Consider the following 17,942-nt stretch of genomic DNA (forward strand, 5'->3'; position numbering starts at 1 on the left):
GCTGGGGCCGGTCGGCCACGCCGTGCCCCCGTGGCGTCACGCTCCGCTGGTGCGCAGGGCGTCGGCGACGATGGCCTCCAGGCGGGAATGGTGCGCGCCGCGCCAGTAGACGCGGCCGCACGCCGCGCACTGCGCGAAGACGTCGTACGTACGCTGCGTGCCCTGCTGCAACTGCTCCTGGACCGCATCCTTGTCCGCGTCCTTCAGCGGCCCGTTGCAGGCGGTGCAGCGGGTCCAGGGGGCGAGCGCCGGGGCGAACCGCTCCAGCACGTCGCGCAGTTGGTCGTCCGGGCGGTCGCTGTAGATGTAGGCGCCGGCCCAGATCTCCCGGCGTCGCAGCAGCCCGCGGTCGCGGGACAGCAGCACCCGCTGCTCCTTGGCGGAGAGCGTGGCGAGCGCGGGGTCGCCTATGTCCTCGTTCTCGTACGCCGCGTCGACGCCGAGCAGGCGGAGCCGCCGGGCGAGCGTGCCGAGGTGGACGTCGAGGAGGAAGCGCAGCGGAGCGCCGGGGATCTGCTGCGGGCGGTCCACGCCGCGCACCTCGACGTGCTCGCCGTCGGCCGGGATGTGCGAGACCGGGACCTGGCGGCCGTCGACCAGCAGCCGGCCCGCCTCCGTCAGCGGCACGCCCAGCGACTCCACGACGTGGCCGAGGGTCGACGAGCCGTCGGTGGCGAGAGTGCGGGGGCCGGAGCGGTAGTCCGACGGGACGAAAAGCCGCAGCTCGGGGGCGACCTCGATGGTGATCTCCGGTCTGTTCACGCGCCCAGCATGGCATCGGGCGCGGGGGGCGGGCCAGCGCATTCCGCGGCGGCGGCGGCGGCGGTGGGGCGGCGCGGCCCGTTCGCGTTGCGGGCGGCGGCCGGCCGCTGCGCGGGGCGTGTTCCCTCCCCGCCCCTTCCCGTAACCGGGCTCTGCCCGGGCCCGCGCCTCAAACGCCGGCGGGGCTGGGTTGGCGGTCTCGTCGGGGCTCCGCCCCGAGCCCCGCGCCTCAAGCGCCGGCGGGGCTTGAGTTGCCGGCCACGCTCCTATGCCTGAAACGCCGGCGGGGCTTGAGTTGCCGGCCACGCTCCTGCGCCTCAAGCGCCGGCGGGGCTGGGTGAGGCGTCGGGGGTCAGGTCGAGGCACCAGTCGTTGGAGCGCAGCAGGTTGCCCGGTGGGTATTCGAAGTCGCACTCGCCGACGAGGACGAAGCCCGCCTTCCGGCACACCGCGTTCGACGGAGCGTTGGACACCGAGGGGAAGGCGTGCAGGAAGCGGTGTCTGCGTTCGGCTCTTGCCGCCTCGACCATCGCCAGGGTTCCGGCCGTCGCGATTCCCCGGCCCTGGAAGCGCGGGAGGACGCTCCAGCCCGTCTCGTAGACCTGCTCGTCCTCCCAGGTCTGCTCCCAGAAACCGACGGTGCCGGCGGGCTCCCCGGGCGGACCGTCCCCGGTGTCCACGACGATGCGGAACATCCGGCCGCGACCTGTGCGGTCGGCGCTCATCTCGACGTACCGGCGGTGGCGGGTGAGGAGCTGGTCCTCCGTCTCCGGGCCGCCGAGGTGGTTCATCAGAGCCGGGGCGTTCGCCGCGCGGAGCAGGTCCAGGTCGTCCGCCGACCAGGGTTCGATGCGTACCGGGGTCGTCTTGCCGTCCATGTCCGCACTGTAGGGCGCGGGTACGGGCCTGAGTGGGACAGCGGACCGGCCGTCGCTACCGTTCGGCTCTCGCGTACGCCGACGGGGGGACGCCCACCGTGGCGGTGAAGTCCCGTACCAGATGCGCCTGGTCGCTGTAGCCCAGCTCGCCGGCGAGCGCCGGCCAGTCGACGCCGTCGGCCGGTCCGCCCGACTCCTCGGCGCGCTCCAGCGCCTCGTGGATGCGGTAGCGCAGGACGACCCACTTGGGGCCGACGCCGACGTACGTCGCGAACAGGCGCTGCAGGGTGCGGACCGACAGCCCTTCCGCCTCGGCGAGTTCGGCGACGCGCCGCACCGAACGGTCGCCGCGGATCCGGCTGACGAGCTGCATCGTGCGCTCCGCCTGCGGGTCGGGCCGCGGGTCCAGGCCCAGCAGGAAGGCGTCCAGGGCCGCGACCCGGTCGTCCTCCTCGTCCGGGCCGAGGACCGCGTGCACGGCTGCGCGCAGCGACGCCTCGTCCGCGTCCGGCAGCAGTACGTCCCCGATCGGCAGCCGGCGGCCCGTCCAGTCGGACACCGGCCGCCACGGGGCGAACGGCCGGAAGCCGCCGGGCCGGAACTGGATCCCGCAGACCCACCCGCGTCCGGCGAGCTTCCGCGTGAACAGCTCCGGGCCGATGCCCGCGACCTCGGCCCGGGCGGGCCCGTCGCCGGACTGCTGGAAGACCACGTTCACCGACGGGTGCGGCACCACATGGGAGGCGTACGGCTCGGTCAGGTCCCAGTCGATGAGCCAGTAGTGCTCGAGATACGGACGCAGGGCGGGCGCGGGCTCGCGGCGGCGGAAGCGGACGCGGGCGAACAGCTCGCGGGCGTCCACGATGCCCCTCGTGTCGCGCCGGGGACCGGTCATGTGGCCGATCCTAGAGCGGCCGGTGTCGCGTTTTTTCAAGACGCGGCGGGGGGGGTGCCTACGGTGCCGGTATGACGAAAAGCATCAGTGACTTGCTCGAAGCAGCGGCGGAGCGCACCGTCCCGGTGGTGCGCGGCATCACGGACGCACAGCTCGGCCACGCCACCCCGTGCGCCGAGTACGACGTGCAGGGGGTGGCCGACCACCTCTTCCAGGTGATGGTCAACTTCCAGGCGCTGGCGGCGAAGGAGGACGCCGACTTCTCCGTCAAGCCGGACTACGTGGGGCGCGGCGACTGGCGCGCCGCCTTCGCGGACGAGACGGCCGCTCTCGTGAGGGCGTGGGCGGCGCCCGGCGCGGAAGAGGGCACCTCGGGTGCGATGGGGCTGCCGGCCGGCGTCGTCGGCCGGATGGCCCTCGGTGATCTGACCGTGCACGGGTGGGACCTGGCCCGCGCCACCGGGCAGCCGTACACGCCCGACCCGGTCGTGGTCGGCGACGTGCTCGGCGCCTTCCGGGAACTCGCTCCCACGGGCCGGCGGATGGGGGCCTTCGGCGAGGAGTTCCCGCTCCCCGACGGCGGTGCGGGGGCGTCCGACTTCGACCGGCTGCTGGCTCTGACCGGCCGCGACCCGGGATGGCGGCGGCCGTAGCAACGAACCACGGTCGTCCCCTCCCGACGGTCACCCCCGCCGACGGCGTGCCGCGGCGGGTCCCGCCGGACGCGGACGGCACGCTGTGGGTGGCCGCGTCACCGTGGACGGCGACCGGACCACCGGCGGCGGAGGCACCCGTCGGCTCCGGCATCGGTACGGGAGCGTCCGTGCCGTACGTGACCTTGCCACGCCCGCCTCCGTCCATCTTCCGGACGCGTCCCGTTAAGCTCACGGCTCACTGACGGTGAGCGAACGACGGACGGAGACGTGGACGTGTCACGAGCGCGTGTGGGTGTGGCCGTACTGACCATGGGCACACGCCCCGCCGAACTGGGGGCGCTGCTCGACTCGGTGGCCGCGCAGGACCTTCCCGCGACGCGCGTGGTCGTCGTCTCCAACGGCGCGCCCCTGCCGGAACTGCCGCCCGGCGTCACCGGGATCGAGCTTCCCGAGAACCTCGGCGTGTCCGGCGGGCGCAATGTCGCGATGGAGCGGCTGCGGGAGTTCGGGGACATCGACGTCCTCGTCGACCTGGACGACGACGGACTGCTCATCGAGCGGGACGTGTTCAGCCGGATCGCCGCCATGTACGACGCGGACGACACGCTGGGGATCGTCAGCTTCCGTATCGCCGACGAGACCGGTTTCACCCAGCGGCGGCACGTCCCGCGCATCGGCAGGACCGATCCGCTGCGCGGCGGGCAGGTGACCACCTTCCTCGGCGGTGGGCACGCCCTGTCGATGCGGATGCTGGAGCGGGTGGGCGGCTGGCCGGAGGACTTCTTCTTCACGCACGAGGAGACCGACCTCGCCTGGCGCGCCCTCGACGACGGCTGGAAGATCCTCTACGCCCCCGATCTGGTGCTCCAGCATCCCCGGACCGCGCCCACCCGGCACGGCGTCTACTACCGGATGACCGCGCGCAACCGGGTCTGGCTGGCGAAGCGGAACCTCCCGGCCGTCCTGGTGCCGCTCTATCTGGGCGCCTGGACGGCGCTCACCATCGCCCGCACCCGGTCCGCGCCGGGACTGCGGGCGTGGTTCGGGGGGTTCGTGGAAGGGGTCCGCAGGCCCTGCGGGACGCGGCGGCCGATGCGCTGGAGCACGGTCTGGCTGATGGCCCGGCTGGGCCGGCCCCCGGTGATCTGACCGGCGGAAGAGCGCCCCGTGGACGCGCCCGTGACCGCCCCCGCAGACGCCCCCGTAATCGCCGCCGTAAGGGAACCGTCATGTCATAAGGGCCCCGTGGGCGCACCCCGCGGCATTGAATGGAGATCCGGCAGTGATGGTTGACGGATCTTTCGAGGAGGCGGGGATGGGACGCGTACGCAGGGCTCTGAGCAGACCGGCGGGTGTCGTGGCGCTGGTGCTGGCGGTCGTGGTGGCGGTCGCGGGGCTGTACTGGTTCCAGCCGTGGAAGCTCTGGCAGGACGAGACCGTGGAGGAGGCGCTCCCAGGGGTCGAGGCCCCGGCGACGCCCACGACCGGGCCCGCCGAGAGCACGCCGCCGGCCACCGCGACGCCGTCCGCGCCGCCGGCGGGCCCCGAGATGCTCGCGGGCGGTGAGCTGATCAGCCACGAGCACACGACCACCGGGTCCGCGCGGCTGCTGCGCCTGCCGGACGGCTCGTACACCCTGCGGCTGGAGAACCTGGACACGAGCAACGGGCCCGATCTGCGCGTCTGGTTGACGGACGCGCCCGTCAAGGAGGGCAAGGCGGGCTGGCACGTCTTCGACGACGGCAAGTACGTCAGCCTCGGCAAGCTCAAGGGCAACAAGGGCGACCAGAACTACGCGCTGCCCGCCGATGTCGACCCGGCCGACTTCACCAGCGTCAGCATCTGGTGCGACCGGTTCGACGTGTCCTTCGGCGCGGCGGAACTCACCCGCACCTGAGCGGCGGCGGCGACCCCCTCCGCAGCGGGCCGTCTCAGCAGCGAGCCGCAGGAGGCGCCGGCGGGCTCAGGGCCAGACCAGGCAGTACGGCTGATGCCCCGCCTCGTGCAGACGATGGCTGAAATCCTGCCATTCGTGGAGCAGTTGGTAGACGTTGAACGCGTCCCGCGGCCCGCCGCGGTCCGGGACCGTCGACCATATGAACGCCGCCGCGCCCACCGACTCCTCGCCGATGCCGCGCAGCGGATCGACCACGGTCATCGGCAGCTTCACCACCGCGTAGTCGGGGTGGAGCACCACGAGCTCCAGCGGCGGCACCTTGTTCAGGGGCATGCCCTGGATGCCGGTCAGCACCATCGCGGCTATGGTCTCCGGCTTGATCTTGGTGAACATCCCGCCCATGCCGAGCTCGTCGCCGCCGAGTTCCTCGGGGCGCATCGAGATCGGCACCCGCGCGGCAGTGGCCCCGTCGGGCGCGCCGAAGTATTTGTAGGTCACCCCCACTCGGCCGCTCCTGCCTCCCGCGGGCTCATCTCCTTCGCCTCGCCGGTGCTTTCCGCGCCGGGCAGGCTCAGGACCCAGATCGTCGGTCCCCTCGCCCAGTCCGCCACCGCGATGCATATCTCCACCCGACCACTCGCAGCCCCCGCCGCGCAACCCGATCATCGTGACAGTGACCTCCCCCACGAACGTGCGGTGAAACACCTGTCCACCAGATCTGTCCGAGCCTCTGAGACCATGGATTCTGTGAGCTTTCCCTATGACGCCCCAGTTTCGCAGACGCTTTTCGACCGCGCGTCCCTCGTGACGCCCGGCGGCGTGAACTCTCCTGTCCGGGCTTTCCGTGCTGTGGGCGGTACGCCCCGGTTCATGGTGTCCGGTACCGGTCCGTACCTCACCGATGCCGACGGGCGCGAGTACGTCGACCTCGTGTGCTCGTGGGGACCGATGATCCTCGGCCATTCCCATCCGGCCGTCATCGAGGCGGTGCAGGCCGCGGTGGCCCGCGGCACCTCGTTCGGCACGCCCGGCGAGGGGGAGGTCGCCCTCGCCGAGGAGATCGTGGCCCGTGTCGCGCCGGTCGAGCAGGTTCGGCTGGTTTCGAGCGGCACGGAGGCGACGATGTCCGCCATCCGCCTGGCCCGCGGCTTCACCGGCCGCCCCAAGATCATCAAGTTCGCCGGCTGCTACCACGGCCACGTGGACGCCCTGCTGGCCGCGGCCGGCTCCGGGGTGGCGACGTTCGGCCTGCCCGACACGCCCGGAGTGACCGGCGCGCAGGCCGGCGACACGATCGTGCTGCCGTACAACGATCTGGAGGCGGTGCACGCCGCGTTCCACGCCAACGCCGGCCAGATCGCCTGCGTGATCACCGAGGCGTCGCCCGGCAACATGGGCGTCGTCCCGCCCCGCCCCGGCTTCAACGAGGGCCTGCGGGCCGCCTGTGCGCAGAACGGCGCGCTCTACATCTCCGACGAGGTGATGACCGGTTTCCGTACCTCGAAGGCCGGCTGGTACGGCGTCGACGGTGTCGCGCCCGACCTGATGACCTTCGGCAAGGTCATGGGCGGCGGCTTCCCCGCCGCGGCCTTCGGCGGCCGCGAGGACGTCATGGCGCACCTCGCCCCGGCCGGCCCGGTCTACCAGGCGGGCACGCTCTCGGGTAACCCGGTGGCCACCGCCGCCGGTCTCGCGCAGCTGCGGCTCCTCGACGATGCCGCGTACGAGAAGGTGGACGCGGTCTCGCGGGAGATCCGGACGCTGGTGACCGACGCGCTCGCCAAGGAAGGCGTCGCGCACCGGCTCCAGACGGCGAGCAACATGTTCTCCGTCTTCTTCACGGCGACCGAGGTCAGGGACTACGAGGACGCGAAGAAGCAGGAGGCGTTCCGCTTCAACGCGTTCTTCCACTCGATGCTCTCCCAGGGCGTCTATCTGCCGCCGTCCGCCTTCGAGTCGTGGTTCGTCTCCACCGTCCACGACGAGCGCGCGATCGAGCGGATCGCCGCCGCGCTGCCCGCCGCCGCCCGCGCCGCCGCGGAGGCCACGGCATGAGCGCCGGGCAGAGCAGCGGCTCCGAGCACCACGCGCTGGACGACGCGCTGGACCGCGCCGCCGCGGAGGGAGCGGACGTCCAGCGCGTCCCCGGCGGCGAGATCACGGTCGTGCATGTGATGCGCCACGGCGAGGTGCACAACCCTGACGGCGTCCTCTACGGGCGCCGCAGCGGCTACCACCTCTCCGAGCTCGGCCGGCGGATGGCCGACCGGGTCGCCGAGCACCTGTCGGGACGCGACATCACCCATGTCGTCGCGTCCCCGCTGGAGCGGGCGCAGGAGACGGCCATGCCGATCGCGAAGACGCACGGCCTGACCCTCGACACGGACGAGCGGCTGATCGAGGCGGCCAACGTCTTCGAGGGCAAGACGTTCGGCGTCGGTGACGGCGCGCTGCGCAACCCGGGCAACTGGAAGCATCTGACCAACCCGTTCCGCCCGTCGTGGGGCGAGCCGTACGTCGAGCAGGCCAGGCGGATGATGGCGGCGCTGGACGCGGCACGGGACGCCGCGCGCGGCCACGAGGCCGTGTGCGTCAGCCATCAGCTGCCGATCTGGACGGTCCGCAGTTTCGTGGAGCGCCGCCGGCTGTGGCACGACCCGCGCCGCCGCCAGTGCACGCTCGCCTCGCTCACCACGTTCACGTACGAGGGCGACCGGATCGTGTCCGTGGGTTATACGGAGCCGGCCCGCGATCTCGTCCCGGCGCATCTCCTCGCGGGGGCCCGGCCGGTGAAGGGCAAGAGCAAGGCATTCGGGGCATAGGCGGGCGCGGCTGCTCGTCGATCAACCGGTCCGCAGTGGTCAAGATCGTTCAGCAGTGTTAAAGAAAAATAACCAGAAATCCCCGGAACCCTCATGTTCCGCCGCGCATCTCAGGATGTGCCGGTCGCTGTGCCGGAGTGCCGGTTTCAACAGCTCTCCCGACCAAGAGAGCGCGGATGGGGGCGATATGCGGGACATCAGTCGAAGGGGCCTGCTCGGGGCGGGGCTCGGGGCCGCGGCAGCGATCGGGGTGGCGGGCTGCGGCTCCGGCGGCTCGGGCGGGGGCGGGAACCACGACCCGGCCAGTGGAGGCGGACCGGGCAAGGGCGGCGCCAAGCCCTCTCCTTCGAAGACCCCCGGCCGGCCGATCGGCGACGGCTCCACCGTCGACACGGGCAAGCAGCCGCACCAGCCGCGAAAGCCCGTCCCGCTCGAACCGGGGCAGACGCCGCCGCAATTCGTGATTTTCTCCTGGGACGGGGCGGGTGAAGTGGGCAACGGCCTCTTCCCCCGGTTCCTCGAACTCGCCGAGAACCACGGGGCGGGCATGACCTTCTTCCTTTCCGGGAACTATGTGCTGCCCGAATCGAAGAAGTCGCTCTACCGGCCGCCCAACAATCCGGTCGGGGCCTCCGACATCGGTTATCTCACCGACGACCACATCAAGGACACGCTGAAGTACATACGCCAGGCATGGCTCGACGGCCATGAGATAGGAACCCACTTCAACGGCCATTTCTGCGGCGGCAGCGGATCGGTCGCCAACTGGACGTCCGCGGACTGGCGAAGCGAGACGGACCAGGCTGTGAAGTTCGTCACCGAATGGCGCACGATCAGCGGCTGGCAGGACGTCGAACCGCTGCCCTTCGACTACCGCAAGGAACTCGTCGGCGCACGCACCCCCTGTCTGCTCGGTCAGGACAATCTGCTGCCGGTGGCCAAGCAGCTCGGCTGGCGCTACGACGCCAGTTCGCCCGGCGGCCGCCAGATCTGGCCGGACAAGAAGCTCGGCATCTGGGACCTGCCGCTCCAGGCCGTCCCGTTCCCCGGCCACTCCTTCGAAGTCCTCTCCATGGACTACAACATGCTCGCCAACCAGTCGAAGAATTCGACCCAGGGCATGCCCTCCCGTTATCCGGCGTGGAAGAAGCAGGCGACCGAGGCATATCTCGCCGGATTCAACCGGGCCTACGAGACCAATCGAGCCCCCTTCTTCATCGGCAACCACTTCGAGCAGTGGAACGGCGGCATATACATGGACGCCGTGGAGGAATCGCTCAAGGGCATGGCCGAGAAGAAGGACGTACGGCTGGTGTCCTTCCGTCAGTTCTGCGACTGGCTCGACGTGCAGGACCCGCAGGTGCTCGCCAAGCTGCGTACGCTCGAAGTCGGTCAGGCGCCGGCGGGCGGGTGGAACGCATTCTTTAAGGCAGCTTGACAACGGGCCCAATCGGGCACACAGGGGGGTGCGGAAGATCGGCGCGGGAGCCATGCGAAACTTTTCACATGAGCCTTAGCCGTGCCCCCCGCGCCGCCGTGCTGACCGCCCTGGTCGCCGCGGGCGCGCTCACCCTGTCGGCCTGCGGCGACGGTGGGAAGTCCGGCGGTGGCGGCGACACCAACTTCGTCACCGGCACCGGCGGGATCTCCACCGTTCCCAAGGGCGAGCGCCAGTCGCCCGACAAGCTCGCGGGCGAGACCCTCCACGGCGAGCACCTCGACGTCGCCGACCTCAAGGGCAAGGTCGTCGTGCTCAACGTATGGGGATCGTGGTGCGGACCGTGCCGTGCCGAGGCACGCTATTTCTCCGAGGTCGCCAAGGAGACCAAGGCGCAGGGCGTGGAGTTCGTCGGGATCAATACCCGCGACGCCAAGAAGCAGAAAGCGATCAACTTCGAGAACGACTACGGCGTCGAGTACCCGAGCCTGTACGACCCGATCGGAAAACTGATCGTCAACGGCTTCCCCAAGGGCACGCTGAACCCGCAGGCCATTCCCACCACGATCGTCCTCGACCGTGAGGGCAAGATCGCGGCCCGCTCCCTCAAGGCGCTGGACGACAAGGAACTCCGCAAGATGATCGACCCGCTGATCGCGGAGAAGTGATCCCGTGCAGGTTCTGGCTCTGGCCGCGGCGTCCGGCGTGACCGAGACGATCAGCGGGGGCGCACTGCTGCTCGCGCTGCCCATCGCCCTGCTCGCCGGGCTCGTCTCCTTCTTCTCGCCCTGCGTCCTGCCCCTCGTGCCCGGCTACGTCTCGTACGTCACCGGCATCGGCGGCACCGATCTGGCGGACGCCCGGCGCGGCCGGATGGTCATGGGCGCCTCGCTCTTCGTCCTGGGCTTCACGGTCGTCTTCGTCTCGGGCGGCGCGCTGTTCGGCTACTTCGGCAGCACTCTCCAGGAAGAGCGCGAGATCCTGTCCAAGGTCCTCGGCGGCCTGATGATCCTGCTCGGCGTGTTCTTCATGGGGCTGATGCCCTGGCTCACCCAGCGGGAGTTCCGCTTCCACAAGCGCCCGGCGGCCGGCCTCGCCGGTGCTCCGCTGCTCGGCGCGCTGTTCGGCATCGGCTGGACACCCTGCCTCGGACCGACGATCGCGTCGGTGAACGCGCTCGCGTTCCAGGAGGCGACCGCCGGCCGCGGGGCCATACTGATGGTCGCGTACTGCCTGGGGCTCGGCCTGCCGTTCATCGCCGCCGCGGTCGCCTTCCGCAGGGCCCTCGGGGCGTTCGGCTGGATCAAGCAGCACTACGCCTGGGTGATGCGGATCGGCGGCGGCATGATGATCGCGACCGGTCTGCTGCTGCTCACAGGTGCATGGGACACCCTGGTGCAGGAGATGCAGGGCTGGTCCGACGGCTTCACGGTGGGGATCTGAGCATGAGCAAGACCGATGAGCGCGAACTCGGCGAGGCCGGGGCGCAACTGTCGACCGCTCCCGTGGAGGAGCGGATCCCGGACTCCGCCGGCGGTCCCGCGATAGGAGTGATCGGCTGGCTGCGCTGGTTCTGGCGGCAGCTGACCTCCATGCGCGTCGCGCTGATCCTGCTGTTCCTGCTGTCGCTGGGCTCCATCCCGGGCTCGCTGATCCCGCAGAACAGCGTGGACGCGATGAAGGTGGACGCCTTCAAGAAGCAGCACGAGGTCCTGACACCGCTCTACGAGAAGCTCCAGCTGTTCGACGTCTATGGCTCGGTGTGGTTCTCCGCGATCTACATCCTGCTGTTCATCTCGCTCATCGGCTGCATCCTGCCGCGCAGCTGGCAGTTCGTCGGCCAGCTCCGCGGCCTGCCGCCGGGCGCGCCCGGGCGGCTCACCCGCCTGCCCGCCTACACCACCTGGCGCACCGGGGCCGAGCCCGAGGAGGTGCGGGAGGCGGCGCTCGCGATGCTGAAGGGGCGCCGTTTCCGTGCCCGTACCGACGGCGACGCGGTCGCCGCGGAGAAGGGCTATCTCCGCGAGGCGGGGAACCTCGTCTTCCATGTGTCACTGATCGTGATCCTCGTGGCGTTCGCGGTGGGGGTCCTCTTCAAGTCCGAGGGCGGCAAGCTGGTCGTCGAGGGCGACGGCTTCTCCAACACCCTCACCCAGTACGACGACTTCAAGTCCGGTTCGCTGTTCGACGCCGACGAGCTCGTGCCGTTCAGTTTCACCCTGGACAGCTTCACCGGCACCTACGAGAAGAACGGTCCGCAGCGCGGCACGCCCCGCACCTTCGAGGCCGCCGTGACCTGGTCCAAGGGCGGCGGACCCGAGCGGAAGTCGGTCATCGAGGTCAACAAGCCGCTGGACGTCGACGGCACCAAGGTCTATCTGCTGGAGCACGGCTACGCGCCCGTGGTGACCGTTCGCGACGGCCGGGGCAAGGTCGTCAGCAGCGAGGCCGTCCCGCTGCTGCCCATCGACGCCAACGTCTCGTCGACCGGCGCGATCAAGGTGATGGACGGCTACCGCGACAAGAACGGCAAGCGGGACCAGCTCGGCTTCGCCGCGTTCTTCGTGCCGACGTACGGCGGTGAGAACAGCGGCCAGATGTTCTCCCAGTTCCCCGGGCTCGAATACCCCGCGCTCAGCCTCGGCGCCTTCCACGGCAGCCTCGGTGTCGACGCCGGCCTGCCGCAGAACGTGTACCAGCTCGACACCGGCAAGATGAAGCAGTTCAAGGACGCCGACGGCAACAGGCTCACCGAGCGCCTGCTGCCCGGCGAGACCATGGAGCTTCCCAACGGCGCCGGCTCGATCACCTTCGAGAAGGAAGTGAAGGAGTGGGCCAGCTTCCAGATCTCGCAGCAGCCCGGCAACGGCTGGGCACTGACCGGCGCGATCGCGGCCATCGCCGGTCTCGCCGGCTCGCTGTTCATCCAGCGCCGCCGGGTCTGGGTGCGGGCCGTACGCGCTGAGGACGGCGTGACCGTCGTCGAGATGGCCGGCCTCGGCCGCAGTGAGTCGGCGAAGCTCCCCGAGGAGCTGGCCGAGCTCGCCGCCACCCTCCATGCACAGGCGCCGACCGCGCCTGAACCCGTAGAAGTTCCTGCCGAAGGGGCCAAGGAGTGACTCTCGCCGCCGCAACCAACGCGAACCTGGCCGAGATCAGCAACTACCTGATCTACTCGTCGATGGCCGTCTACACCCTGGCCTTCTTCGCGCACATCGCCGAGTGGACGCTCGGCAGCCGCAGCAAGGTGGCCCGTACCGCCGCCGCGCTGACCGCCCCGGCCGACAAGAGCGCGCCCGAGGCGCCGAAGGTCCGGGTCAAGGGCGGCGGCACCGCCGTCCTGGAGAAGCCGAAGGCCGTTGAGCAGCCGAAGGTCGTCACCCGTGCCGCGCACGGCGCCCGTGACGTACCCGACGGTCCCGGCGCGCACGGCGGCACCGAGAGCGGCGACCTGTACGGCCGGATCGCGGTCTCCCTCACCGCGCTCGCCTTCCTGCTCCAGGCGGCCGGTGTCGCCACCCGCGCCCTGTCGGTGCAGCGCGCGCCGTGGGGCAACATGTACGAGTTCTCCACGACGTTCTCGACCGTCGTCGTGGGCGTGTACCTGGCGCTGCTCCTCGCCAAGAAGAACGTCCGCTGGGCCGGCCTGCCGCTGGTCACCACCGTGCTGCTCGACCTCGGCATCGCCGTCACCTGGCTCTACACGGAGAGCGACCAGCTGGTCCCGGCGCTCGACTCGTATTGGCTGTGGATCCACGTCTCCACCGCGATCTTCTGCGGCGCGGTCTTCTACCTGGGCGCGGTCGGCACGGTGCTGTACCTGTTCCGCGACTCCTACGAGAACAAGCTGGTCGAGGGCGGCAAGCCGGGCCGCTTCGCCACCTCGGTCCTGGAGCGGCTGCCCGCCTCCGCCTCCCTCGACAAGTTCGCCTACCGCGTCAACGCCGCCGTCTTCCCGCTGTGGACGTTCACGATCATCGCGGGCGCGATCTGGGCCGGCGACGCGTGGGGCCGCTACTGGGGCTGGGACGCCAAGGAGGTCTGGTCGTTCATCACCTGGGTCGCCTACGCCGCCTATCTCCACGCCCGCGCCACCGCCGGCTGGAAGGGCCGCAAGGCCGCGTACCTGGCGCTGATCGCCTTCGCCTGCTGGCTGTTCAACTACTACGGCGTGAACATCTTCGTGAACAGCCTGCACTCGTACGCGGGCGTCGAGTGAGGTAGCGCCCGCGCCGCCGAGGGGTGACGCTGGATGCATGAGTGACGTGATCCCCCACGGCACCGTCGAGACCCGGGACGACGGCACTCACCTGCTGCGGTACGAACTGCGCCTGCCGCATCCGGTGATCCGGGCATGGGCCGCCGTGGCCACCCCCGAAGGGCTGCCGACCTGGCTCTGCGCCGCCGACGTACTCGAACCGAGAGTCGGCGGCGCGGTCGCGCTCCGCCGGCTGACCGCCGACTCCGAGGGGCGCCACCCCGTTGCGGAAGGGCGGGTCACCGCCTGGGACGTGGAACGCGTCGCCGAGTACACGGTCTTTGGCCACGGCCGCATCCGCTTCCACCTCGAGCCGCACGGCGACAGCGGGACCGTGCTGCGCTTCACCAACGAACTGCGCTGCGACGACGGTGTCCTCCCGGACCGCCTCGCCTGCTGGCACGACCACTTCGAGCTGCTGGTGGACGCCCTCGAAGGCAGGCCCATGACCGACTGGGCCCTGTGGACGCCGAAGCGCCGGCGGCAACTGCGGGACGCCTACGCGGCCGCGTAGCAGCGCGGCTCAGGCCCCGATGTCCTCGTGCCACAGCTCGGGCCGGGCCGTGACGAAGTCGCGCATCATCGCCGTGCACCCGGCGTCGTCCAGCAGCACGATCTCCACGCCGTGACCGGCCAGCCAGTCGTGGCCGCCGTGGAAGGTCTCCGCCTCGCCGATCACCACCCGGGAGATGCCGAACTGCCGCACCAGCCCACTGCAGTACCAGCACGGCGACAGGGTCGTCACCATCGTCGTCCCGTGATAGGAACGCTGCCGCCCGGCGGCCCGGAAGGCCGCCGTCTCCGCGTGCGCCGACGGATCGCCGTCCTGCACCCGCCGGTTGCGGCCCCGGCCCAGCAGCGTCCCGTCCGCCCCGTACAGGGCGGCCCCGATGGGAATCCCGCCCTCCCGGAGCCCGGCGCGCGCCTCGGCCACGGCCGTCTCCAGCCACGCCTCGTACCCGCCGTGCGCCATGGCCTTCCTCCCGGTCAGGACTTGTCGCCCTCGCCGCCCTGTTCCCGCTTCTTCAGCTCCTCCTCGCGGCGGCGCAGGTCCGCCTCCCAGTCCTTGAGGACCGCCTCGTCCTTCTTGGTCTCGTCCTTGAGGGACTTCAGGAAGTCCGGGTTGTCGTCCGGGGCGACCCACTGGGTGCGGTGGTTGCGGTGCCACTCCGAGGGGGTGCGGCCGCCCGCCGGGGCGTGCCGCGTCTTGCCGGCGGCGAACCAGACGATCGGGCCGACGATCCAGAAGAGCAGGATGATGAACACCCAGGCCAGCTTGGGCAGATGCTTGGCCTCGTCCTCAGGCGTGTTCAGGCAGTCGACGAAAGCGTAGATCGTCAGCGCCAGCGGCAGGATGTACATCAGTGCCCTGAGCATGTGGGACAGCCCCCTGGAGACATAGGCGGGGCGGCGTTTCCCCGGCCCCGGTGACGGGGCCAGGGTAGCGGGTGCCCGATACTTGACCCCATGGCTTACGACGATCTTCGCTCCCTGCTCCGGGCGCTGGAGCGCGAGGGCGACCTCAAGCGCATCAAGGCCGAAGTCGACCCGTATCTCGAGGTCGGGGAGATCGTCGACCGGGTGAACAAGGCGGGCGGCCCGGCGCTGCTCTTCGAGAACGTGCGCGGCTCCTCGATGCCGCTCGCGATGAACGTCTTCGGCACCGACCGCCGTCTCCTCAAAGCGCTCGGCCTGAAGTCGTACGCGGAGATCAGCGAGAAGATCGGCGGGTTGCTCAAGCCGGAGCTGCCGCACGGCTTCATCGGGGTCCGCGAGGCGTTCGGCAAACTCGGCTCGATGATGCACGTGCCGCCGAAGAAGGTGAAGGACGCGCCCGTGCAGGAGGTCGTCCTGCGCGGCGACGACGTCGACCTGGACATGCTGCCCGCGCTGTTCACCTGGCCCGAGGACGGCGGCTCCTTCTTCAACCTGGGCCTCACGCACACCAAGCACCCCGAGACGGGCGTGCGGAACCTCGGCCTCTACCGGCTCCAGCGGCACGACCGCCGGACCATCGGCATGCACTGGCAGATCCACAAGGACAGCCGCAACCACTACGCCGTCGCCGAGCGGCGCGGCGAGCGGCTGCCGGTCGCCATCGCCTTCGGCTGCCCGCCGGCCGTGACGTACGCCTCGACCGCGCCGCTGCCCGGCGACATCGACGAATACCTGTTCGCCGGCTTCCTCGCGGGCCGGCGGACCGAGATGGTCGACTGCAAGACCGTGCCGCTGCAGGTCCCCGCGAACGCCGAGGTCGTGCTGGAGGGCTGGCTGGAGCCGGGGGAGATGCTGCCCGAGGGCCCCTTCGGCGACCACACCGGCTTCTACACGCCGCAGGAGCCGTTCCCGGCGCTGACGATCGACTGCGTCACGATGCGCGAGCGGCCGCTGCTGCAGTCGATCGTGGTGGGCCGGCCGCCGACGGAGGACGGGCCGCTGGGCCGTGCCACCGAGCGGTTCTTCCTCCCGCTGCTGAAGATCATCGTGCCGGACATCGTGGACTACCACCTGCCGGAGTCGGGCGGTTTCCACAACTGCGCGATCGTCTCGATCGACAAGAAGTACCCCAAGCACGCGCAGAAGGTGATGCACGCCATCTGGGGCGCGCACATGATGTCGCTGACCAAGCTGATCGTGGTGGTGGACAAGGACTGCGACGTCCACGACCTGCACGAGGTCTCCTGGCGGGCGCTCGGCAACACCGACTACGCCCGCGACCTCACCGTCGTCGAGGGCCCGGTCGACCATCTCGACCACGCGTCCTACCAGCAGTTCTGGGGCGGCAAGGCGGGCATCGACGCGACGAGGAAGCTTCCGGAGGAGGGCTACACCCGGGACGGCGGCTGGCCGGAGATGGTCGAGTCCGATCCCGCGACGGCGGCGCTCGTCGACCGCCGCTGGAAGGAGTACGGCCTGTGAGCCCCATCGCCGTGGGCGGCCCCGCCCTCTTCATCGGCACCGAAAGCGACTACGTGGCCCTGGTGCGGCCCGAGCTCGACCCGGCCGACCCGGGGGTGCGGCTGGCCGCCGAGCAGGCGGGCGTCGCGCCCGAGGAGTTCGCCGGCGCCGGTGACACCTGGGCGGTCCTTTTCGAGATCGACGGCGAGGGCGACGGCTTCGAGCTGCCCGGTGTGCGCGACGCGGAGCCCGCCGGCTTCGCGGAGCGGCTGCGCGCCGAGCTCGCCGCGGCGTCCGGGCCGTTCACCGTCGACGGCGCCGTGCTGCGGCTGGAGGCGCTGCCGGCCGGCGCGGACGCGTACGCCTTCACGGCGCACCTCACCCCGCCGGAGGACGACGGGGCGCGGCCGACCGTGGAGACGGGGCCGCTGCCCGTCGCCGGGCTGCTGGCCGACCTCGACGCGTTCCTCGGGAGCCTCGCATGATGACCACCGCCGACGGAGTGGTGGAGCCGGGTCCGGCTCCGCGGCCCACCGGCAAGGTGAAGGCCTTCCTGCGGCTGGTGATGATCGAGCACTCGGTCTTCGCGCTGCCCTTCGCCTACATCGCCGCGCTGACCGCGATGTTCCGGGCGGACCGCAGCGTCCACTGGGTGGAGCTGCTGCTCGTCACCGTCGCCATGGTGGGTCTGCGGACCTTCGCGATGGCCTGCAACCGGATCATCGACCGCGAGATCGACGCCCGTAATCCGCGTACGGCGGGGCGCGAGCTGGTCACCGGCGCGGTGTCCGTCCGCTCGGCGTGGACGGGGGCGCTCGTCGCGCTCGTCGTCTTCCTCGGCGCGGCCGCTCTGCTCAACCCGCTGTGTCTGGCGCTGGCGCCGGTAGCGGTGGTGCCGATGGTGGTCTATCCGTACGGCAAGCGGTTCACGAACCTCCCGCACGCGATCCTCGGGCTGGCCCAGGCGATGGGCCCGGTCGGCGCGTGGATCGCAGTCACCGGGGCCTGGTCGTGGGACGCGGTGATCCTGGGGCTCGCCGTCGGCGTCTGGATCGGCGGCTTCGACCTGATCTTCGCCTGCCAGGACGTCGAGGCCGACCGCGCCCACGGCGTGAAGTCGGTTCCGGCCCGCTTCGGCATCCCGGCGGCGCTCCACGGCGCCCGCGGCTCGCACGCCGTGACGACCGGCCTGCTGGTCTGGTACGCCCTGGCGACGGACGCGGGCGTCCTCTTCTGGGCTGGCCTGGTGATCGTCGCGGCGGCCTTCCTCTACGAGCACACGATCGTCCGCCCGCACGACCTGTCCCGCCTGAACAGGGCGTTCTTCACGACGAACGGCTTCATCGGCATCTCGCTGTTCGTCTGCGCGCTCGCCGACCTGCTCGTCCGCGGGCTGACGCTGTAGCCCGATGGGGTGGTAGGCCGCACTGGGACCCGT

General features: G+C 70.8%; 20 protein-coding genes. 14 read left to right on the forward strand and 6 right to left on the reverse strand.

All coding sequences use genetic code 11. From position 1 onward, the window contains the following. Positions 1 to 36 precede the first annotated feature (36 nt). From ACFYOP_RS28400 to ACFYOP_RS28410, 3 genes are all read right to left on the reverse strand, one after another. Complete coding sequence (locus ACFYOP_RS28400; RefSeq protein WP_356897619.1) at positions 37 to 762, reverse strand: Mut7-C RNAse domain-containing protein; 726 nt, start codon at positions 760 to 762, stop codon at positions 37 to 39. 317 nt (positions 763 to 1,079) lie between these two features. After that, positions 1,080 to 1,640, reverse strand: a complete 561-nt coding sequence (locus ACFYOP_RS28405; protein WP_356897620.1) for a GNAT family N-acetyltransferase — start codon at positions 1,638 to 1,640, stop codon at positions 1,080 to 1,082. A gap of 55 nt (positions 1,641 to 1,695) precedes the next feature. Then, a complete protein-coding gene (locus tag ACFYOP_RS28410) occupies positions 1,696 to 2,535 on the reverse strand; it encodes a helix-turn-helix domain-containing protein (protein ID WP_356897621.1) in 840 nt (279 codons plus the stop codon). A gap of 71 nt (positions 2,536 to 2,606) precedes the next feature. On the opposite strand from ACFYOP_RS28410, the gene ACFYOP_RS28415 reads away from it, so the two are divergent. The 3 genes from ACFYOP_RS28415 to ACFYOP_RS28425 all read left to right on the forward strand — a co-directional run bounded on the left by ACFYOP_RS28415 (position 2,607) and on the right by ACFYOP_RS28425 (position 5,088). Continuing rightward, positions 2,607 to 3,188 carry a TIGR03086 family metal-binding protein gene (locus ACFYOP_RS28415; RefSeq protein WP_356897622.1) on the forward strand — a complete coding sequence of 194 codons (582 nt, stop codon included), beginning with the start codon at positions 2,607 to 2,609 and terminating at the stop codon, positions 3,186 to 3,188. A gap of 276 nt (positions 3,189 to 3,464) precedes the next feature. Further along, entirely contained in the window at positions 3,465 to 4,340 is an 876-nt protein-coding gene (locus tag ACFYOP_RS28420; RefSeq protein WP_356897623.1) for a glycosyltransferase family 2 protein, read from the forward strand. Positions 4,341 to 4,506: 166 nt separating this feature from the next. Continuing rightward, positions 4,507 to 5,088, forward strand: coding sequence for a DM13 domain-containing protein (locus ACFYOP_RS28425; protein WP_356897690.1), 582 nt, complete (start codon positions 4,507 to 4,509; stop codon positions 5,086 to 5,088). Between the two features lie 66 nt (positions 5,089 to 5,154). Here the strand turns inward: ACFYOP_RS28425 and ACFYOP_RS28430 are convergent, their stop codons facing one another. Next, positions 5,155 to 5,709, reverse strand: a complete 555-nt coding sequence (locus ACFYOP_RS28430; protein ID WP_182327717.1) for a hypothetical protein — start codon at positions 5,707 to 5,709, stop codon at positions 5,155 to 5,157. Between the two features lie 117 nt (positions 5,710 to 5,826). Between ACFYOP_RS28430 and hemL the strand changes: the two genes are divergently transcribed. The 8 genes from hemL to ACFYOP_RS28470 all read left to right on the forward strand — a co-directional run bounded on the left by hemL (position 5,827) and on the right by ACFYOP_RS28470 (position 14,120). Beyond that, positions 5,827 to 7,143, forward strand: a complete 1,317-nt coding sequence (gene hemL / locus ACFYOP_RS28435) for a glutamate-1-semialdehyde 2,1-aminomutase (RefSeq protein ID WP_356897624.1) — start codon at positions 5,827 to 5,829, stop codon at positions 7,141 to 7,143. Between the two features lie 119 nt (positions 7,144 to 7,262). After that, positions 7,263 to 7,910 carry a histidine phosphatase family protein gene (locus ACFYOP_RS28440; RefSeq protein WP_356897691.1) on the forward strand — a complete coding sequence of 216 codons (648 nt, stop codon included), beginning with the start codon at positions 7,263 to 7,265 and terminating at the stop codon, positions 7,908 to 7,910. Between the two features lie 187 nt (positions 7,911 to 8,097). Beyond that, on the forward strand, positions 8,098 to 9,348 hold the full coding sequence (locus tag ACFYOP_RS28445) for a hypothetical protein (RefSeq protein ID WP_356897625.1): 1,251 nt from the start codon (positions 8,098 to 8,100) through the stop codon (positions 9,346 to 9,348). Positions 9,349 to 9,416: 68 nt separating this feature from the next. Next, positions 9,417 to 10,016, forward strand: coding sequence for a TlpA disulfide reductase family protein (locus ACFYOP_RS28450; protein ID WP_356897626.1), 600 nt, complete (start codon positions 9,417 to 9,419; stop codon positions 10,014 to 10,016). 4 nt (positions 10,017 to 10,020) lie between these two features. Next, positions 10,021 to 10,791: a cytochrome c biogenesis protein CcdA gene (locus ACFYOP_RS28455; RefSeq protein WP_356897627.1), complete on the forward strand. Its 771-nt coding sequence runs from the start codon at positions 10,021 to 10,023 to the stop codon at positions 10,789 to 10,791. A 2-nt stretch (positions 10,792 to 10,793) separates the two neighbouring features. Then, positions 10,794 to 12,467 (forward strand): cytochrome c biogenesis protein ResB, encoded by a 1,674-nt coding sequence (locus ACFYOP_RS28460; protein ID WP_356897628.1) that lies wholly within the window; start codon positions 10,794 to 10,796, stop codon positions 12,465 to 12,467. Continuing rightward, positions 12,464 to 13,567, forward strand: a complete 1,104-nt coding sequence (gene ccsB, locus ACFYOP_RS28465; RefSeq protein ID WP_356897629.1) for a c-type cytochrome biogenesis protein CcsB — start codon at positions 12,464 to 12,466, stop codon at positions 13,565 to 13,567. The genes ACFYOP_RS28460 and ccsB overlap by 4 nt, the downstream gene beginning before the upstream one ends. Before the next feature lie 37 nt (positions 13,568 to 13,604). Then, positions 13,605 to 14,120, forward strand: coding sequence for an SRPBCC domain-containing protein (locus ACFYOP_RS28470; RefSeq protein WP_356897630.1), 516 nt, complete (start codon positions 13,605 to 13,607; stop codon positions 14,118 to 14,120). Between the two features lie 9 nt (positions 14,121 to 14,129). Here ACFYOP_RS28470 and ACFYOP_RS28475 read toward each other — a convergent pair whose 3' ends face one another. Further along, on the reverse strand, positions 14,130 to 14,579 hold the full coding sequence (locus ACFYOP_RS28475) for a nucleoside deaminase (RefSeq protein WP_356897631.1): 450 nt from the start codon (positions 14,577 to 14,579) through the stop codon (positions 14,130 to 14,132). Positions 14,580 to 14,593: 14 nt separating this feature from the next. Next, entirely contained in the window at positions 14,594 to 14,983 is a 390-nt protein-coding gene (locus ACFYOP_RS28480; protein ID WP_356897632.1) for a PLD nuclease N-terminal domain-containing protein, read from the reverse strand. A gap of 90 nt (positions 14,984 to 15,073) precedes the next feature. Here ACFYOP_RS28480 and ACFYOP_RS28485 point away from each other — a divergent pair, with 90 nt between their 5' ends. Genes ACFYOP_RS28485 through mqnP form a run of 3 tightly spaced genes read left to right on the forward strand, consistent with a single transcriptional unit; the run spans position 15,074 to position 17,909 of the window. Beyond that, complete coding sequence (locus ACFYOP_RS28485; RefSeq protein ID WP_356897633.1) at positions 15,074 to 16,525, forward strand: menaquinone biosynthesis decarboxylase; 1,452 nt, start codon at positions 15,074 to 15,076, stop codon at positions 16,523 to 16,525. Further along, a complete protein-coding gene (locus ACFYOP_RS28490; protein ID WP_356897634.1) occupies positions 16,522 to 16,989 on the forward strand; it encodes a hypothetical protein in 468 nt (155 codons plus the stop codon). Before ACFYOP_RS28485 ends, ACFYOP_RS28490 begins: the two co-directional genes overlap by 4 nt. Then, positions 16,989 to 17,909, forward strand: a complete 921-nt coding sequence (gene mqnP / locus ACFYOP_RS28495; RefSeq protein WP_388453324.1) for a menaquinone biosynthesis prenyltransferase MqnP — start codon at positions 16,989 to 16,991, stop codon at positions 17,907 to 17,909. Before ACFYOP_RS28490 ends, mqnP begins: the two co-directional genes overlap by 1 nt. Positions 17,910 to 17,942 lie beyond the last annotated feature (33 nt).

It is taken from the genome of Streptomyces sp. NPDC006294 (genome assembly GCF_042870895.1).
Lineage (GTDB): Bacteria > Actinomycetota > Actinomycetes > Streptomycetales > Streptomycetaceae > Streptomyces.

What these genes read in the sequence shown, in the direction of transcription:
- ACFYOP_RS28405 (WP_356897620.1), bottom strand. Translation starts at nt 1,640, where the DNA reads ATGGACGGCAAGACGACCCCGGTACGCATCGAACCCTGGTCGGCGGAC.
- ACFYOP_RS28410 (WP_356897621.1), bottom strand. Translation starts at nt 2,535, where the DNA reads ATGACCGGTCCCCGGCGCGACACGAGGGGCATCGTGGACGCCCGCGAG.
- ACFYOP_RS28415 (WP_356897622.1), top strand. Translation starts at nt 2,607, where the DNA reads ATGACGAAAAGCATCAGTGACTTGCTCGAAGCAGCGGCGGAGCGCACC.
- ACFYOP_RS28425 (WP_356897690.1), top strand. Translation starts at nt 4,507, where the DNA reads ATGGGACGCGTACGCAGGGCTCTGAGCAGACCGGCGGGTGTCGTGGCG.
- ACFYOP_RS28430 (WP_182327717.1), bottom strand. Translation starts at nt 5,709, where the DNA reads ATGCATCGCGGTGGCGGACTGGGCGAGGGGACCGACGATCTGGGTCCT.
- hemL (WP_356897624.1), top strand. Translation starts at nt 5,827, where the DNA reads ATGGATTCTGTGAGCTTTCCCTATGACGCCCCAGTTTCGCAGACGCTT.
- ACFYOP_RS28440 (WP_356897691.1), top strand. Translation starts at nt 7,263, where the DNA reads ATGCGCCACGGCGAGGTGCACAACCCTGACGGCGTCCTCTACGGGCGC.
- ACFYOP_RS28445 (WP_356897625.1), top strand. Translation starts at nt 8,098, where the DNA reads ATGCGGGACATCAGTCGAAGGGGCCTGCTCGGGGCGGGGCTCGGGGCC.
- ACFYOP_RS28450 (WP_356897626.1), top strand. Translation starts at nt 9,417, where the DNA reads ATGAGCCTTAGCCGTGCCCCCCGCGCCGCCGTGCTGACCGCCCTGGTC.
- ACFYOP_RS28460 (WP_356897628.1), top strand. Translation starts at nt 10,794, where the DNA reads ATGAGCAAGACCGATGAGCGCGAACTCGGCGAGGCCGGGGCGCAACTG.
- ACFYOP_RS28470 (WP_356897630.1), top strand. Translation starts at nt 13,605, where the DNA reads ATGAGTGACGTGATCCCCCACGGCACCGTCGAGACCCGGGACGACGGC.
- ACFYOP_RS28475 (WP_356897631.1), bottom strand. Translation starts at nt 14,579, where the DNA reads ATGGCGCACGGCGGGTACGAGGCGTGGCTGGAGACGGCCGTGGCCGAG.
- ACFYOP_RS28480 (WP_356897632.1), bottom strand. Translation starts at nt 14,983, where the DNA reads ATGCTCAGGGCACTGATGTACATCCTGCCGCTGGCGCTGACGATCTAC.
- ACFYOP_RS28485 (WP_356897633.1), top strand. Translation starts at nt 15,074, where the DNA reads ATGGCTTACGACGATCTTCGCTCCCTGCTCCGGGCGCTGGAGCGCGAG.
- mqnP (WP_388453324.1), top strand. Translation starts at nt 16,989, where the DNA reads ATGACCACCGCCGACGGAGTGGTGGAGCCGGGTCCGGCTCCGCGGCCC.